Raw genomic sequence first — 16,346 nt, 5'->3', positions numbered from 1 at the left:
GCGGAAGCCCGGCCCGCCACGGGTCCTCGGAGAACAGGAGATCGCGATGAGCAGCCTCACGGAGATGCCCCAGGTCGTCGAGTGTTCCATCGACGGCTGCGGCTACAACCACGACCACGGGTGCCACGCCGGCGCGGTGACCATCGCCGGTCACGCGGGCGACGCCGAGTGCGCGACCTTCATCCCGCTGGGGACCAAGGGCGGCCTCGAGAAGGTGCTCGCGCACGTCGGGGCGTGCCAGCGCACCGAGTGCGTCCACAACTCCTCGCTCGAGTGCTCGGCCCCGTCGATCCGCGTGGGCGCCGGCGCGTCCGGCGAGGACAAGGCCGACTGCCTCACCTTCACCCCGCGCTGACGCGCGACCTCGACCTCCTCGGAGGCGGCCGGTCACCCACCGGCCGCAGACGCCCCCGGACGCCCCGTCCGCGCGCTCGCCCGCGCGGCCGGGGCGTCGCCGCGTCGTCGGCGGTCGTCGGCGGTCGTCAGCGCTGGAGCGCGTCGAGCAGCTGGACAGCAGCGGCGTGGGTGCGGGGGAGCGGCTCGGCCCAGACGCGCGGCGGTCGCCGCAGGATCGCCGTGACGCCCAGCGCGAGCCCCGTGCGCTCGATGTTGTGGCGGAGCACGGTGCGCAGCGCGTCGTCGTCGGCGCCGCGCTCCCCGAGCACGACGAAGAGCCCGTTGCCGAGCGAGGCCATGGGGTGGCCGTCGCCGAACGTGTGGGTGAGCGCGCGACCCATCGCCGCCGACCGCGCGAAGCGCTGCCACCCGGTCAGGTGGTCGAGCGCGACGTCCACGACGAGCAGGCCGTGCGTCGCGGCGGCGTCGACCCCGGCGCGCTGGGCGACGCCGTACGTCTCCCGGAGCCGCTGGACCAGGTACTGGGACGTCGCGAGGCCGGACTCGGGGTCCATGACCTCGGGCGTCACGGGGGTCGCCTCGTAGCCGTCGGACCACCCGACCGCGACCGCGCGGAGCAGGTCGGTCCCCGGCTCGCGGTCGTGCGCCCGGTACAGGCACACCACGTCGTCGATGGCCTCGCCGATCCCGACCCCCGCCTCGGCCCGCACCCGGCCGAGCCGTTCGGCGGCCGGCGTCCCGTCCCGCTCCTCGCACAGCGCCTCGGCGAGGGCGTCGACGGCAGGGTGGTACCAGTCGCCCGGTCGCAGCCAGACGCTCTCGGCGCTCGCGCGACGCCAGCGCTCGCGTACCGCGTCGGGAGCGGGCACGGTGTACCCGTGGAGGTGGTCCATGTCGATGAGACGGACGAGCGGCCGATCCATGACGCGAGTCGGCGAAGAAGTTTCCGGGACGCGGGGTCCGAGGTGAAATCGGGCGAACGGGGAGGACTCCGGCCGTTACCGTTCCGTCGCCGGACGCCCTCTGCCCCGAAGTTGGACGGCCGTCTACTATGGCCACCGTACGCCTCGGATCGGGGCGGTCTCCGGGGCGGGTGACATGACGCAGGCGCAGGAACGGGTGTGGAGCGAGGCCTTCAGCGACGCCGAGCTCATCTCCGCCGTGCGCGAGGGCGACACCAGCGCCTACGGCGTGCTGTACGAGCGCCACGCCGCCGCGGCCCGGACGGTCGCGCGCCAGTACGTCCGCTCGACCGCCGACGCCGACGACGTCGTCTCCGACGCGTTCGCCCGCACGCTCTCCGTCCTGCAGGGCGGGGGCGGGCCCGACGTCACCTTCCGCGCCTACCTCTTCACCGTCGTCCGACGCCTCTCCTACGACCTCGTCAACGGCGCGCGGCGCACCCAGCCGACGGACGACGAGCGCACGTTCGAGACGGCGTTCGGTCCCATGGCGTCCACCGAGGACCCGACCCTCGAGGGGTTCGAGCGCTCGACGGTCACGCGCGCCTACCAGGACCTCCCCGAGCGGTGGCGCGCCGTGCTCTGGTACACGGAGGTCGAGAACCTCTCCCCGGCCGAGATCGCGCCGATCCTGGGTCTCACCGCGAACGGCGTGTCCGCGCTCGCCTACCGCGCGCGCGAGGGGCTGCGGCAGGCGTACCTCCAGCAGCACCTGACGTCCGTGCCCGCCGAGGAGTGCCGCACGGTCAACGCGCTCCTCGGGTCGTACGTGCGCGGCGGGCTCGCCAAGCGCGAGACGGCGCGCGTGGAGTCGCACCTCGACGGCTGCGGCGAGTGCCGCGCGCTCGTGCTGGAGCTGGGCGACGTGTCGCACGGCATGCGCGCCGTCATCGCCCCCCTGGTCCTCGGCGTCGGCGCGCTCGGCCTCGTCGGGACGGCGCTCCCGACGGTCGGCGGCGCGGCCGTCGCCGGCGGTGTCGGTGCCGCCCTGCAGGGCTCGTCGAGCGGTGGCGCGGGATCGGCCGGCGGGTCCGGTGCGGCCGGCGGGTCCGGCGATGCGGGCGCGGGCGCCGGTGGTGGCGCGGCGGGCACCGGTGCCGTCGGGGGAGCGGGAGCGGCCGCGAGCGCGGCCGGTGGTTCCGGCGCCGCGGTCGGGACCGGCGCGGCGTCCGTCGGCGGGGCGGCAGCGGCGGCCGGAGGCGCTGCCGCGGGCAGCGGCGCGCTCGCCGCCGCGGGTGCCGGTGGGCTCGTCGCGCTCGTCACGTCCGCGCCGCTCGCCGCGGCCGCCGTCACGGTCGGCGTGCTCACGGTCGCCGGGCTCGGCGTCGCGGGCGCGCTCGGCGCGTTCTCGTCGGACCCGGCCCCCACCCCGACCTCGCAGTCCTCTCCGTCCCCGTCCGCGTCACCGACCACGGGGACCACGACGACGCCGGACCCCACCACCGACCCGACGTCGCCCACGAACATCCCGCCCGCCCCGACCGACCAGACCACCGCCGGTTCGGGCGACACGACCGGGACCGGCGGCGGGTCCACCGACGGCTCCACGCCCGTCGGGTCGACGCCGGGCACGACGACGCCGGGCGGGTCCACCGGCCCCGGCACGCCTGCGCCCACCGATCCCGGGACGGGCACGCCCGGGCCGACCGACCCGGGCACGGGAACGCCCGAGCCCGCGCCGGCGGCCCTCGAGCTGTCGCTCGCCCCGGTCACGCTCGCGGCGCGCGTCCCCGCGGACCTCGTCATCACCGCCTCGAACACCGGCGGTCGAGCGGCGGAGGAGGTCTTCGTCGACCTCACGCTCCCGGCGGGCGTGACGACCCCGGGCTCGTCGCTCGTCGCGCGCGGGACCGTCGTCGGCAGCCCCCTGTCCGCGGCCTCGCTCCCGTGCGGCAGCGCGGTGCCCCAGCCGGACGGGACGAGCCTGGTCACGTGCTCGGTCGGCATCCTCGACCCCGGAGAGAGCCAGGAGCTCGTCGTCCGCGTCGAGGCCGAGTCCGGGGGCGACTACCCGCCCTTCGCCGCGTCCGTGCGCGCCACCGGCATCCCGGCGAAGCCGTGGACCTTCCCGTCGGCGCCCGTCCGGTACTACGGGCCCGAGGTCCGCGTCGTGGCGCCGTCCGACGGACTGCGCCTGGACAACCCGGGAGAGGGAGTCCTGCGCGTCGTGGTGCGCAACAGCGGTGACCAGCCGCTCGTCGAGCCGCGCCTCGCCGTCGACCTCCCGCCCGGCGTCACCCTCGCCGGCGGGTCCGCCGGGGTCTGGACGTGCGCCACGGACGAGGGTCGGAGCGTGACGTGTGCCGCCCCCTCCGGCACGAGCCTCGCACCCGGCGCCGCGTCCACGGTCCCGCTGACGCTCGTCGCGGACCGTGACCGGGCGGTCGAGAAGGCCGTGGTCCGCCTGCGCGGGACGGCCCCGGACGCGCGAGCCGGGAGCGCGGACGCCTCGGTCGACGTGGCCCGGCCGTGGGAGGGCGCGGCGTCGGGGGTCGACGGGGACGGCCTGCGCGTGCAGTGCAGCGCCCGTGGTGAGGCCGGTGCCGCATCGGTGACGGTCCCCTTCACGAATCGCACGGCCTACGGCGATCTCCGGGCAGCCCTCGTGGTCGCCGGCACCGCCCACGACGCCGTTCCGGTCGCCCCGGGACGGAGCGTCGACCTGCGCGGCGGGACCGGGGGCTGGCTGCCCGCCGGGGACGCCCGGGTCGTCCTCTCGACCACGGTGGCGGGACGGCAGTTCACCCACGAGATCGTCGCCGGCGAGCACCCGGCGATCGACTGCTTCGACTGGAAGCCGGTCACGGGCGCGGCGCGCGCGACGGCGGCCTGGGCGGTGCCGTCCGGTGCCGGGGTCGGGACGTCCGTCGTGACGGGCACGTTCCACAACCCGTACTCGACGACCACGCTCCGCGTCGGGATGTCGACGCCGCACGGCGACGCCGCACCGGTCGACGTGGCCCCGGGCGCGGACGCGACGTTCACCGTGGACGCGAAGGCGCTGTCCGTCCCGGCCGGGACGGCGACGTTCACGGTCGAGCGCGCGGCGCCTGCGGGCCCGGCGCCGACGACGGTCGAGGCCCGCTACGCCGCCGTGACGTACGACCCGCGGTGGGCGACCTCGGCGACGGTCGACGCCGGCTGGCAGGACGGGTCGGTGAAGATCGTCGGCACGCTCACCAACGACTCGCCCGAGACGATCGACGTCGTCATGTCGGCCGCGGGCTACGGGGACTCGGCTCCCGCGCGGCAGGTCGCGCCCGGCGTGACCGTGACCCTCACCGTGGACACGCGAGCGCTCGACGTGAAGGCCGGCGCCGTCACGTTCCGCCAGTCGCGCACCGTGCTCGGCACGCCCTTCGCGGACGCGCGCCTCACCGCGCGGTACCAGGGTGCCGGCTACCAGCCTGACTGGTCGGCCACCCCGACGGTGTCCGCGCAGTGCGCCCCGGGGACGGGCGGGGTCGTGCTCTCCGTCGGGCTGCGCAACGACTCGACCGAGGCGATGCACGTCGTCGCGCGCACGCCGTTCGGTGACCGTGACCTGGGCGACGTCGCCCCCGGGGCGAGCGCGGGCGCCGACCTCGCGACGGGCGCGCTCGCGATCAAGGCCGGCAAGGTCGAGCTCGTGCTGTCGCGCACGGTCCTCGGGGTGCCCTTCACCGAGACGCTCCCGGTGCGCTTCGACGCGGTCGACTGCGCCGTCGAGCAGCCGGCGGCGAGCCTCGTCCTCGGCGACCCGTACTACGACGCGAGGCGCGGCCACTCGTACCGCGCCGTGTCGGTGCTGCTCGACAACTCCGGGTCGAACGTCCCGGTGACGTTCCGGGTGACGGGGCACGCCAAGGGCGAGTGGACCGTCGGAGCCGGGGAGCGGCGCACCGAGAGCCTGGGCGAGGCGCCCTGGTCCGGCGCGACGTACGTCGTCCACACGCGCTCGTGGACCGAGCAGCTCAAGGTCGAGGGCTTCACCGCCGTGGCCGAGTGCGCCCCGGAGTGGCAGGCGGGCGTCTGGTACGACCACGACGCCGAGGTCTCCTACGACGGCTGGAACTACACGGCGCGCAACGGCAGCGCCTTCGTGCGACCGGACCGCGACCTGATCGGGCTCTTCTGGGAGCGCGGGGAGCGCTGCGGCGAGGGCTGACGAGCGTCGGTCGCCCCGAGCGGCGACGCGACGGGTGAGCCGGTCCGCCCTACGGCAGGACGCCTTCGAGGGCGTCGTCGACGGGCGTGTCGCCGCCGACGAGGTCGAGGACGAGCCCGGCGGACCGCGGCTCGTGGAGCACCGCGGCGAGGACGAGCGCGACGTCGTCGCGCGTCACGTCCGAGCGCTCCCCGACGGCTGCGCCGGGCTTGCGGCGCTTGCCGCGCGGCTTGTCCGTGTCCCCGACGGGCGCGAGCGCGACGAGGCCGACACCCGGGTCGTCGGTGAGGTGCCCGGGCCGCACGATGGTCCAGGCGAGGTCGTCGCGGGCGCGCAGGTCGTCCTCGGCCGCAGCCTTGGCGCGCAGGTAGGCCCAGAACACGTCGTCGACGTCGTCGGGACGCTCGTCGGCCCGCGCGGCCTCGACGCCGCGGGAGGAGACGAGGACGTAGCGCCCGACGCCCGCGCGCTCGGCGGCGTCGGCCAGCAGCGCCGCGCCGGCCCGGTCGACCGCGTCCTTGCGCGGTGCTCCGCTCCCGGGACCGGCGCCGGCCGCGAACACGACCGCGTCGACGCCCTCCAGCTCGAACGACACCGCGACGGCGTCGTCCTTCTCGAGGTCGATGAGCGCGACGTGTGCGCCCAGCTCGGTGAGGTCCGTGATCTGCGCGGCGGACCGCACGAAGGCGACGACGTCGTCGCCTCGCTCCACGAGGGTCCGGGCCAGGCGACGGCCGACCTGGCCGTGACCTCCCGCGATGACTGTGCGCATGGGCCGAACGTATCGCCGTGCGGGCGTCCGCGCCCGGTGAAGCGACGCCGTCCCGGGGCATCTGGGCAGGGACGCCGGGCGCTCCTGGGGCGGGGGTTGCGCTGCCGGGCGCGCGGTCCCCCACGTACCCCCACGTCGACCGTGGCCCGGCAGCGCGGGTCCTCAGGCGGCGTCCCCCGTGCCGCCGAGGACGACGGGGGTCTGCGGGTCGAACCGGTAGCCGAGCCCGCGGACCGTGGTGATGACGTGCTCCAGCCCGAGCTTCTCGCGCAGGCGTCGCACGTGGACGTCGATGGTGCGGCTGCCCGCGGCGACCTCGTGGTCGGCCCACACGGTCTCGAGCAGCTCGGCCCGCGTCACGACGCGGTGCGCCGTGCGGGCGAGGTACGACAGGAGCTCGAGCTCCCGGAACGTCAGGCGCGCCGACCTGCCCTCGACCGTGACCGTGCGGCCCGCGGGGTCGATGACGACGCGCGGCACGGGCGACAGGGTCGCGAGCCGCTCGCGGAACGCCGCGATGTCCTGTACGGGCGACGACGTCGTGGTCGTGGGCTCGGCGAGCGCGAGGGCCGTGTACGTCTCGGCGCTCGGCAGCCAGTCGCGGGCGAGCTCGCCGAGCGCCTCGGCGAGCTCGACGAGCTGGGCCTGCGGCTGCTCGCCCGGCGCCGCGTCGACGCCGACGTAGAGGACGAATCCCGGGTTGCGGCGCGGCGTGGCCGGGTCGGTGGCGGCCGGGCGGGCCGGCGCGAGCGCGGTGCGCGGCGCGGCGGGGTGCTGCGGTGCGAGGGCCCGGGGCGCGGCGGCGCGGGACGAGGTGCGGCGGGCGGGACGGGTAGCGGTGAGCGTCATGGGTGGCTCCGGGTGCGTCGGGCCGACGGCATCGCCGGGAGACCGGCGGGTCGGCAGGGGTCGAGGGCTGAACCGAGGTGCGGGAGAGGGTTCAGGCCTGACAACAGACGCACATGACCGCGCCCGGGAGCGCGCCGGACGGCGCGCTGGCGGGACGGGTCGAGGTGCTCACGGGAGCGAGCATGGCAGTGCACCGCGCGGTACGCCAAGAGGAGCCCGGCAACTTCTCATCATGCGGACGGTCGGAGTCTCGCGTTCCGGGCGCGGGCGGTGGCGGGGCCGTTCGACCGGGGGCTCGGTCGCGCGCGTCCGCCCAGGTGGGAGGGGTCAGACGACGCCGTAGAGGCGGTCCCCGGCGTCGCCGAGGCCCGGGACGATGTACGCCTTCTCGTTGAGGCGCTCGTCGACCGCGGCGACCACGAGCTGGACGTCCACGCGGTCGCCGACCGCGTTCTCCAGCACCTGGATCCCCTCGGGCGCCGCGAGCAGGCAGACCGCCGTGACGTCCCGCGCACCGCGCGCGAACACGTAGTCGATCGCGGCCACGAGCGTGCCGCCCGTCGCGAGCATCGGGTCCAGGAGGAACACGTGCCGACCCGTCAGGTCGTCGGGCAGGCGGTTCGCGTACGTGACCGCCTCGAGCGTCTCCTCGTCGCGCTGCATGCCGAGGAACCCGACCTCGGCCGTCGGCAGGAGGCGCGTCATGCCCTCGAGCATCCCCAGGCCTGCCCGCAGGATGGGGACGACCAGGGGACGCGGCTCCGCGAGGCGCACGCCGATCGTCGTCGTCACCGGCGTCTCGATCTCGTGCGGCTCGACCCGCACGTCGCGCGTGGCCTCGTAGGCGAGCAGCGTGACCAGCTCGTCGACGAGGAGCCGGAACGTCGGGGACGCCGTCTCCTTGTTCCGCAGGACGGTCAGCTTGTGGGCCACGAGCGGGTGGTCGGCGACGTGCAGGCGCATGGCGACAACGGTATCCGACCACGAGCCCTCCCGTACCGCCCGGTAACCGCCCGACGCGCGAGTTGTCAGCGCCTCGTCGGTCTATAGCCTGGTGACGCACCGACAGCTCTCCGTGCCACCGAGGTGTCGGCGCCTCGTCGCGGCACGCCGCGACGTGCCGCTGACACACCGGAGGTCCCGTGCCCGACGACGTCGCTCGCCCCGGCGACCCCGCCCACCCGGGCGCGGGGACGGCGTCGGGCACCGAAGGGCCGACGGGAACGACGGCGGTCGGCGGCTCCCCGGAGCCACGCGGGCTCGACCTGCCGTGGGCGGACGGGACGTTCCCGCCCGGGACCGTCGCGGGGCGCCGCCAGGTCTGGGACGCGCTCATGGGGCTCGCGCTGCACGAGGCGACCCACGCGCTCGCCAGCGACGACGTGCCCGTGGGGGCGCTCGTCGTCGGGCCGGACGGGCGGCTGCTGGGCGTGGGGCGCAACCGGCGCGAGGAGACCGGCGACCCGACCGCGCACGCCGAGGTGCTCGCGCTGCGGCAGGCCGCCGCGACGCGCGGGGAGTGGCGGCTCGAGGGCTGCACGCTCGTCGTCACGCTCGAGCCGTGCGTCATGTGCGCCGGGGCGCTCGTCCTCGCGCGCGTCGAACGGCTCGTGCTCGGCGCGTGGGACCCCAAGGCCGGCGCGACCGGCTCCGTCTGGGACCTCGTGCGCGACCAGCGCGCCAACCACGCCGTCGAGGTGGTGGGCGGCGTCCGCGAGGACGAGTGCGCCCGCCTCCTGCGCGCCTTCTTCGCGACCCAGCGCTGACGCTGACCCCCGCCGAACACGACATGAGGGTCGCTATCGAGCGGATGACGTCCCTCATGTCGTGCTCGACGCGGGCTCGTGTCGTGCTCGGCGTCAGCGGGGGAGGGTCGCAGCGAGCGTCGTGAGGGTCTCGGTGGTGCCGGCGTCGACCTTGAGCGTCGCGAGCGGGTCGCCGCGCGTCCAGCCGCGGTTGACGATCACGACCGGCTTGCCCGCCTTCGCCGCGTGCCGCACGAACCGCAGCCCGCTCATCACCGTCAGCGACGACCCCGCCACGAGCAGCGCGTCGCCCTCGTCGACCATCGCGTACGCCCGCTCCACCCGCTCGCGCGGCACGTTCTCCCCGAAGTACACGATCTCCGGCTTGAGCACCCCGCCGCAGAACTCGCACGGCGCGGGCCGGAAGTGCGACGTCTGCTCGATCACCGCGTCCGCGTCCGGCGCGATCTCCACGTCCGCGACGTCGCCGATGCTCTCGATGAACCCCGGGTTGAGCGCCGTCAGCCGGTCCGCGAGGTGCTCGCGCGAGATGACGCGCCCGCACTGGAGACAGATCACGCGGTCGTACCGGCCGTGCAGGTCGATGACGTTCCGGCTGCCCGCGTCCTCGTGCAGCAGGTCTACGTTCTGCGTGATCAGCCCCACGAGCACCCCCGCGTCCTCCAGCCGGGCCAGCGCACGGTGGCCCGCGTTCGGCTGCGTGCGGTGCACGTGCTGCCAGCCCACGTGGTTGCGCGCCCAGTAGTGGCGCCGGAACGCCTCGTCCTGCACGAACTGCTGGTACGTCATCGGGTTGCGCGGCGGCGAGTCCGGACCGCGGTAGTCCGGGATGCCCGAGTCCGTGGACAGGCCCGCGCCCGTCAGGGCCGTCACCCGCAGCCCGCGCAGGAGCCGCACCGCGTCCTCCGCCGTCCCCAGCGGCGGCTCCGGCTCCGTGCCCGACGGCGGCGGCTGGCTCGGGCGCCACGCGAGCCGCGACGTCAGGGTCGGGACGGTCGACCGCGGCAGGTCCGCCGCCGACGTCGCCACGTGCGCGGGGGACGAGGTCGAGGGTTCGGTGGAGTCACTCGGGTACGGCGCGGTCGGGTCGGTGGACACGTCTCCCACGGTACGACGGCGCGAGGTAGAGCCGTGGTCGCGCGAGGTAGAGCCGTGGTTTCTGTGTTCGACGGCGTGTGGTTGCCCTGGGTGGGCGGGGTGGGTGGTGGTGCCGCGTCTACCATCCGCCGCTCGTTCCTCGCGGCTCCCGCCAGGCCCGCCACGACGCGGCACCACCACCCACCCCGCCCTACGTCGTCCCGCCCTGGTCGGTCCTCACCGTGGGCGACCGCCCGCGGGTGCGTTCGGCCCAGGCCGCGCGACCTCGCGCGCGGGACGGTCGCCGGTCGCGGCGCCGTCACGTCGAGCAGGTGATTCGGGCGCGTCCGGCGCGCGGGACGAACCCGCGTCGCCTGCTCGACCCACCAGGACGGCCTGGTCGGCCTCGCGCCGAGCCGCCACGGGCACCCTGCTCCGGCGGGCAACCCGATGGTCGCAAGCGGCGACCGACGTCCCGGGCGAGACGATCGCCGAGCGGTGGGGGTGGGCTCGGATGCGAAGGGGCGTCAGAGCGGCGCTCCTCGAACCCACGGCCGAGTGACCGGGGTGACGGCGCCGCAGCCCCGAGCACCGAGGCCACCCGCGCCGCGGACCCGACCCGCGGGCTTGAGACTCGAGGACGCCGCGTACCCGACTCCGCAAGGCTGAAGGAACGACCACGGTTCAGCGTCGGCGGGCAGCGTTCTGCCCGGCGGCCTGTGGTGGCCGCCGGGCAGAGCGTTCGGGCCTGGACGGGTCAGGACTCGGTGGTGCCGTCCTGGGTCGTGGTGCCGTCCTGGGTGCCCGGGCGGCCCCCGCCGGTCCGGCCGCCCATGCCGCCGCCGGTCCACTCGCCGGCGACGGCGGTCGTCGAGCCGGCGGGTGTCGTGACCGTGTAGGTCTCGCCGGTCGTCACGTCGGGCGAGGAGACGACGACGTTCGCGGTGTCCTTGGTGACCGTGCGCTCGGTGAGGACGGTGCCGTCGGTGGTCGTGACGGTGACGGTGTCGCCGGCGCTCGCGGACACGTCCGCCGCGAGCCAGCCCTGCGCGGAGTCCGTGGACGGCACGACGACCATGCCCGCGCTGCCCGCCGCGACGAGCGAGCCGCCGCTGATCGTGAACGTGCCGTTGACGTCCAGAGCGCCGTTGCCGTCGTTCGTCGGACCCTGGACGACGATCTCGCCGCCCGTGACGGTGAGCGAGCCGTTCGAGTCGATCCCGTCGCCGCCCGCGTCGACGGTGAGGGTGCCGCCGGAGATCGTCAGCGTCGAGCCGTCGTCGGTGTCCATGCCGCCACCCATGCCGCCGGGGCCGCCCTGGGGCATCTCGGTGCCGTCGGGGAGCTCGCCGCCCTGCGGGGGCTCGGGCATCTGGCCGTCGGCGGGCATCTCCGGCGGGGTGCCGTCGGTCGCGCCGTCGGTCGCGGTCGCTGTCTCGGCGGTCGTCGACCCCACGGTCGCGTTGAGGCCGTCGTCGCTCGCCGTGACGTCGAGGTCGCCGCCGGCGATCGTGATGGCTGCGCCCTCGATGCCCTCGACGGACGTCGTGACGGCGAGGTCGCCGCCCGAGACGGTGACGTCGCCGTCGGCGTGGACGCCGTCGTCGCCCGACGACAGCTCGACGGTCCCGCCCGAGACGGACACGGAGCCGTTCGAGTGCAGTGCGTCGTCGGCGGAGTCGAGCGTGACCGTCGCGTCGTCGCCGAGCACGACGCCGACGTCCCCCGTGAGGCCCTTCGCGGAGGCGTCCTCGGCGACGGCCGCGCCCGCACCGCCCGCGGCGGTCACGGACAGCGTCCCGCCGGAGACGACGACGTCGGTGACGGCCTGCACGCCGTCGTCGCCCGACGCGATGGTGATCGTCCCGCCACGCACGTCGACGAACCCGAGGGTCTCGTCGCCGTCCTCGGTCGACTTCAGCCCGTCCTTCGCGGCGGTGACGTCGAGCGTCCCGCCCGTGACGACGAGGTAGTCCTTGCCGCGGATCCCGTCGTCGCCCGCGTCGACGGTGAGGTCACCGCCCGCGATGACGAGCCCGTCCTGGGAGACGATGCCGTCGTTCGCGTGCGACGTCACGCTGAGCGCGCCGTCGCCGCCGATCACGAGGTCGGCCGTCGAGAACAGCGCGCCGTCGGGCTCGCCGTCGGCGTCCTGGGCGGAGTACGTCTCGGCGTCGTTGAGGCTGCTGGTGGAGCCGTCGGCGAGGATCACGGCGACCTTCTCCGCGTCCTGCACGGTCACGGCGGCGTTCGTCGTCGCGGTGACGTCCGCGCCGTCGAGGACGAGCTGGACGAGCCCGTCCCCCGCGGTGTCCACGACGACCTGCCCCTCCAGCGTGCCGCTGAGCACGTACGTGCCGGGGGCGGTGATCGTGACGGTCGAGCCGTCGACGGTCACGCCGTCGCCGTCCGCCGTGGCGGTGTCGCCGTCCAGCGTGACGGTCACCGCGGAGGACTCGTCGTACGCGAGATCGGTGTCGTCCACCGTCACCTCGGCGTTGTCGGCGCGGGCCTCGTCGGGGGTCAGCCCGGCGACGGCGTCCGAGACGACGCTCGCGGTGGTCGTCGCGTTCGTGTCGGTCGAGGCGCTGTCGGTGGTCGCGCCGCTCCCCAGCACGGAGCAGCTCGCGAGGACGGCGGCCGCCGCGGCGACGGCCAGGGTGGTCAGGGGTCGGCGGATGCGCATCAGAGGCTCCTGTCGTCGTGCCCGGGGGTGCGGGCGGGAGGGGTCGTGGTCCCCGCGGGCGCGGTCGCGTCGGGGGAGGGGGAGAGGTGGCGGCGGATCACGCGGCGCCACGGGCCGTCGGGAAGGTCGGGGCGCAGGAGCGCCAGACCGGTGCCGTACTTGGAGATCCGCTCGGGCCGGTGGCCGTGCCGCCACAGCAGGCGGTCGAGGTCCGACGGCGTCGAGCCGCCCTTCGTCTCGACGACCACCAGGTGCGGGACCAACCAGGCGAGCGGCGCGTGCGCGCCCGGCTGGTCGAGCTCCCACGTGAGGCCCGTGTCGACGGTGGCGCGTGCGGCGCCGTCGGCCCGGGGGAGCAGGAGCGTCGTGCGGCGGTACCGCGACACGAGGCCGGGCGCGAGCGCGTGCTCCGGCACGCCCTCGATGCCCTCGGCCGCGAGCGTCCGGCCCACGAACGTGCGGTCGGCGCCGAGCGCCGTCGGGCACCCGTCGTGCGCGACGCGCTGCTTGAGCGTCGTGCCGCGCGCCGCCCGGGTCTTGACCTCGAGGAAGCTCGCGCCCGAGTCCAGGTAGGTGCGGGTGCGGACCTTGAACCGCCGACGGCGGCGCGTCGCGGTGAGCCGGAACGACGCGAGGTCGGGGGTGTCGAAGTACACCGACTCGTACGCCGCGCTGCGCGCGCCGTCGATCTCGAGGACGCGAGCGGGGGCCGTCCGGGCGAGCGCGTCGAGCACCGTCACCGCGTCGTCGACCGGCAGGACGTACTTGCGGTCGACCCGGGTGAGCAGCGCGGCCGCGTCGACGAGCTCGTCCAGGCCGACGCCGTCGAGCGGGTAGAGGACGGCGCGGACGCGGTCGTCGGCCGTCACGGTCCGGGGGCTCACGCGCGCGCCTCGGTCCGCTCGGGCCGGGCTGCCGGGCCGGGCGTCGTGGCCCCTGCCGGGGTCGGAGGCGTCGGCGCGATCGCCGGGGCGATCGGCGCGAAGGGCGCCGCCTCGTGCGAGGCTCGGAGTGCGCCGTCGGGCACGGGGAGGGGCGCGGCGGCTGCCGGGGCAGGAGCCGGCGTCGCACGACGGCCGGTGCGCGGCTCGGTGTAGCGGACGTCCACCCAGGTGGTGTCGTTGACGAGGTCGAGGCGCTGCACGCTCACGCCGCGGACTTCCGCGCCGAGGAGCTCCTCCAGGTGGCGGGTGAGCTCGGCGCGGTCGGTGAGGGCGCGGTCGACGACGACGCTCTGGCTCTGCGCGCGGCGCAGGACCCGCGGGTGGTCGACGACGGCCATCACGCCGACGACGAGCGCCGTGCCCGCGAGGGACAGCCAACCGGTCGTCGCGCCGAGGCCGCCGAGGAGGCCCAGCGCGAGAGCAGCGAAGTAGTAGGCGACCTCGGTCTGGGACAGCTCGGTCGAGCGGAGCCGGATGATCGACAGGACCCCGAAGAGCCCGAGCCCCAGCCCGGCGCCCACGCTGCTCGTCGCGAGAGTCGCCGCGACCGCGAGCACCCCCACGTTGACGCCGAGGTACGCGACCACGAGGTCGCGTCGCCGGTGACGCGGGAAGTAGAGGCCGAACGCGAGGACGGTGACCGCGACGAGGTCGACGAGGTACAGGACGGGCTGGGACACGAGGCCTCCGGGTGCCGGGGCGCTGGGCGCCGTGGTCGAGGACGTTCCCATTCCGCCGGAGGAGCCTGTGCGGTCGCTGTGGAGGGCACAGGCCGTGTGTATGAGTCCCGTTCCGCGGGGCATCGCGTCGAGGTCACGCGGGCCGCCGCGGCGCTCGCGGCCTCGTGACCGGGGTCACGGCGAGGGCACGAGCCGTGATGTTAGCCTCACCTAAGTCACCGACGAGAGGTTGTCATGTCGACCACCACCGCGCCCGCGCCGCGGCGCGCCCGCCCCCAGACCGTCCTCGAGGTCCTCGAGACCGCGTGGCTCTCCCCGCACCTCGTGCGGGTCGTGGCAGGGGGCGAGGGGTTCGCCGCGTTCACCACGAACGAGCACACCGACAAGTACGTCAAGATCATCTTCGCCAAGCCCGAGCTCGGGCTGGAGCCGCCCTACGACATCGCGGCGCTGCGCGAGACGCTCGCGCCCGAGGACCTGCCCGTGACCCGCACATACACGGTGCGGTGGGTCGACGAGGCGGCGCAGCGCCTCGCGATCGACTTCGTCGTGCACGGCGACGAGGGCCTCGCCGGGCCGTGGGCCGCGCGCGCGAAGCCCGGCGACCGCATCGTCCTCTCCGGCCCCGGCGGCGGGTACGCGCCCGACCCCGACGCCGACTGGCACCTGCTCGCGGGCGACGACTCCGCGCTCCCCGCGATCGCCGCCGCGCTCGAGGCCATGCCGCGCGACGCCGTCGGGCACGCCGTGCTGGAGGTCGGCACCGAGGCGGACCGGCTCCCGCTCGAGGCGCCCGACGGCGTCGAGGTCACCTGGGTGCTGCGCGGCGACGCGCCCGCCGGGACGACGACGCTCCTGCCCGACGCCGTCGCCGACCTCGCGTGGCGCGAGGGCCGCGTGCACGTCTTCGCGCACGGCGAGCGCGAGGCCATGAAGGCGCTGCGCCGCGTGTTCGCCGAGCGCGGCGTCCCGCGCGCCGACCTGTCGCTCTCCGGCTACTGGGCCTACGGCCGCGCGGAGGACCGCTTCCAGGCGGAGAAGCGCGAGCCCGTCGGCCAGATCTTCGAGGACTGAGGAGTCCCATGCACCGCACCACCCTGCGCCGCGCGCTCGCGGCGACGTCCGCGCTCGCCGTCCTCGCGCTCGCCGCGTGCGCGTCCGGGGACGACTCGGGCGACGCCGCGCCGTCGGGCAGCCAGAGCGCCGACGGCGCCGCGGACGCCTTCCCCGTGACGATCCCCACCGCGTTCGGGGACGTCGAGATCCCCGAGGAGCCGGAGCGCGTCGTCGCCCTCGGCTGGGGCGACGCCGAGACCGCGCTCGCGCTCGGCGTCCAGCCCGTCGGGGCGAGCGACTGGCTCGCGTTCGGCGGCGACGGCGTCGGCCCGTGGCTCGACGGCGCGTACGACGAGTCGCCCGAGATCATCGGGACGCTCGAGCCGTCGTACGAGCAGATCGCCGTGCTCGACCCCGACGTCATCCTCGACGTGAAGTCGTCGGGCGACCCCGAGCGGTACGAGCGTCTCTCCGAGATCGCGCCGACCGTCGCCATCCCCGAGGGCGGCGAGGCCTACCTCACGCCCATGGAGGACCAGGTCGGCATGATCGCCGCCGCGCTCGGGCGGAGTGAGGCCGGCGACGAGCTGCTCGCCGAGGTCGACGACGCGTTCGTCGCCGCCCGCGACGAGCACCCCGAGTTCGCGGGCAAGACCGCCGTCATCGGGTCGTACTGGGCCGAGGGCTTCGGCGCCTACGTCTCGACGTCCAGCCGCGGCGAGTTCATGCAGGGCCTCGGGTTCGAGACCAAGCCCGAGATCGACGAGGCCGCCGGCGAGGAGTTCTCCGCGAACCTCGGCACCGAGAACGTCGACCTGCTCGACGCCGACCTCACCGTCATCCAGCCCATCGGCTTCACCGCCGCGGACGTCGAGGCGCTCCCGATCTTCCAGACCGTGCCGTCCGTCGCCGACGGTCGCTACGTCGTGTTCGACGACAAGGACCTCTCCAACGCCTTCTCGCTCGGCACGCCCACGGCCGTGATCTACGCGATCGACAACGTCACGCCGCTGTTCGCCGACGCGCTCGGCGGATCGTGATGGTGGGCTC

13 protein-coding genes are annotated in these 16,346 nt (G+C 75.5%); 5 read left to right on the top strand and 8 right to left on the bottom strand.

What is annotated here, in order from left to right; genetic code table 11:
- Window positions 1–46 precede the first annotated feature (46 nt).
- Entirely contained in the window at window positions 47–355 is a 309-nt protein-coding gene (locus tag NHH00_RS16120) for a DUF1540 domain-containing protein (protein WP_047234443.1), read from the top strand.
- Window positions 356–482: 127 nt separating this feature from the next.
- On the opposite strand, the gene NHH00_RS16115 is transcribed toward NHH00_RS16120, so the two are convergent.
- Window positions 483–1,280, bottom strand: a complete 798-nt coding sequence (locus NHH00_RS16115) for a hypothetical protein (RefSeq protein ID WP_253054102.1) — start codon at window positions 1,278–1,280, stop codon at window positions 483–485.
- Between the two features lie 175 nt (window positions 1,281–1,455).
- On the opposite strand from NHH00_RS16115, the gene NHH00_RS16110 reads away from it, so the two are divergent.
- Window positions 1,456–5,466: a sigma-70 family RNA polymerase sigma factor gene (locus NHH00_RS16110; RefSeq protein WP_253054100.1), complete on the top strand. Its 4,011-nt coding sequence runs from the start codon at window positions 1,456–1,458 to the stop codon at window positions 5,464–5,466.
- A gap of 49 nt (window positions 5,467–5,515) precedes the next feature.
- Here NHH00_RS16110 and NHH00_RS16105 read toward each other — a convergent pair whose 3' ends face one another.
- The 3 genes from NHH00_RS16105 to upp form a co-directional block, all read right to left on the bottom strand.
- Window positions 5,516–6,238: an NAD(P)-binding oxidoreductase gene (locus NHH00_RS16105; protein ID WP_253054098.1), complete on the bottom strand. Its 723-nt coding sequence runs from the start codon at window positions 6,236–6,238 to the stop codon at window positions 5,516–5,518.
- 162 nt (window positions 6,239–6,400) lie between these two features.
- Window positions 6,401–7,087, bottom strand: coding sequence for a winged helix-turn-helix domain-containing protein (locus NHH00_RS16100; protein ID WP_253054096.1), 687 nt, complete (start codon window positions 7,085–7,087; stop codon window positions 6,401–6,403).
- Window positions 7,088–7,414: 327 nt separating this feature from the next.
- Complete coding sequence (upp, locus tag NHH00_RS16095) at window positions 7,415–8,050, bottom strand: uracil phosphoribosyltransferase (RefSeq protein ID WP_253054094.1); 636 nt, start codon at window positions 8,048–8,050, stop codon at window positions 7,415–7,417.
- A gap of 371 nt (window positions 8,051–8,421) precedes the next feature.
- Here upp and NHH00_RS16090 point away from each other — a divergent pair, with 371 nt between their 5' ends.
- The gene (locus NHH00_RS16090; protein ID WP_253054925.1) at window positions 8,422–8,853 is read left to right on the top strand and encodes a nucleoside deaminase; all 432 of its coding nucleotides are present in this window, start codon (window positions 8,422–8,424) and stop codon (window positions 8,851–8,853) included.
- 93 nt (window positions 8,854–8,946) lie between these two features.
- Here NHH00_RS16090 and NHH00_RS16085 read toward each other — a convergent pair whose 3' ends face one another.
- The 4 genes from NHH00_RS16085 to NHH00_RS16070 all read right to left on the bottom strand — a co-directional run bounded on the left by NHH00_RS16085 (window position 8,947) and on the right by NHH00_RS16070 (window position 14,240).
- On the bottom strand, window positions 8,947–9,771 hold the full coding sequence (locus tag NHH00_RS16085; protein WP_253054923.1) for an NAD-dependent protein deacetylase: 825 nt from the start codon (window positions 9,769–9,771) through the stop codon (window positions 8,947–8,949).
- A 916-nt stretch (window positions 9,772–10,687) separates the two neighbouring features.
- Entirely contained in the window at window positions 10,688–12,616 is a 1,929-nt protein-coding gene (locus NHH00_RS16080) for a carbohydrate-binding domain-containing protein (protein ID WP_253054092.1), read from the bottom strand.
- Window positions 12,616–13,500: a polyphosphate polymerase domain-containing protein gene (locus NHH00_RS16075; RefSeq protein ID WP_253054090.1), complete on the bottom strand. Its 885-nt coding sequence runs from the start codon at window positions 13,498–13,500 to the stop codon at window positions 12,616–12,618. Before NHH00_RS16075 ends, NHH00_RS16080 begins: the two co-directional genes overlap by 1 nt.
- Window positions 13,497–14,240 (bottom strand): DUF4956 domain-containing protein, encoded by a 744-nt coding sequence (locus NHH00_RS16070; RefSeq protein WP_253054088.1) that lies wholly within the window; start codon window positions 14,238–14,240, stop codon window positions 13,497–13,499. Before NHH00_RS16070 ends, NHH00_RS16075 begins: the two co-directional genes overlap by 4 nt.
- 234 nt (window positions 14,241–14,474) lie before the next feature.
- Here NHH00_RS16070 and NHH00_RS16065 point away from each other — a divergent pair, with 234 nt between their 5' ends.
- Entirely contained in the window at window positions 14,475–15,314 is an 840-nt protein-coding gene (locus NHH00_RS16065; RefSeq protein ID WP_253054086.1) for a siderophore-interacting protein, read from the top strand.
- Between the two features lie 8 nt (window positions 15,315–15,322).
- A complete protein-coding gene (locus NHH00_RS16060) occupies window positions 15,323–16,336 on the top strand; it encodes an iron-siderophore ABC transporter substrate-binding protein (RefSeq protein ID WP_253054084.1) in 1,014 nt (337 codons plus the stop codon).
- Window positions 16,337–16,346 lie beyond the last annotated feature (10 nt).

This window comes from Cellulosimicrobium cellulans (assembly GCF_024124905.1).
GTDB lineage: Bacteria > Actinomycetota > Actinomycetes > Actinomycetales > Cellulomonadaceae > Cellulosimicrobium > Cellulosimicrobium cellulans_G.
Note: the sequence above shows the minus strand (reverse complement) of the source record. Positions and strands in the feature narration are given on the sequence as shown.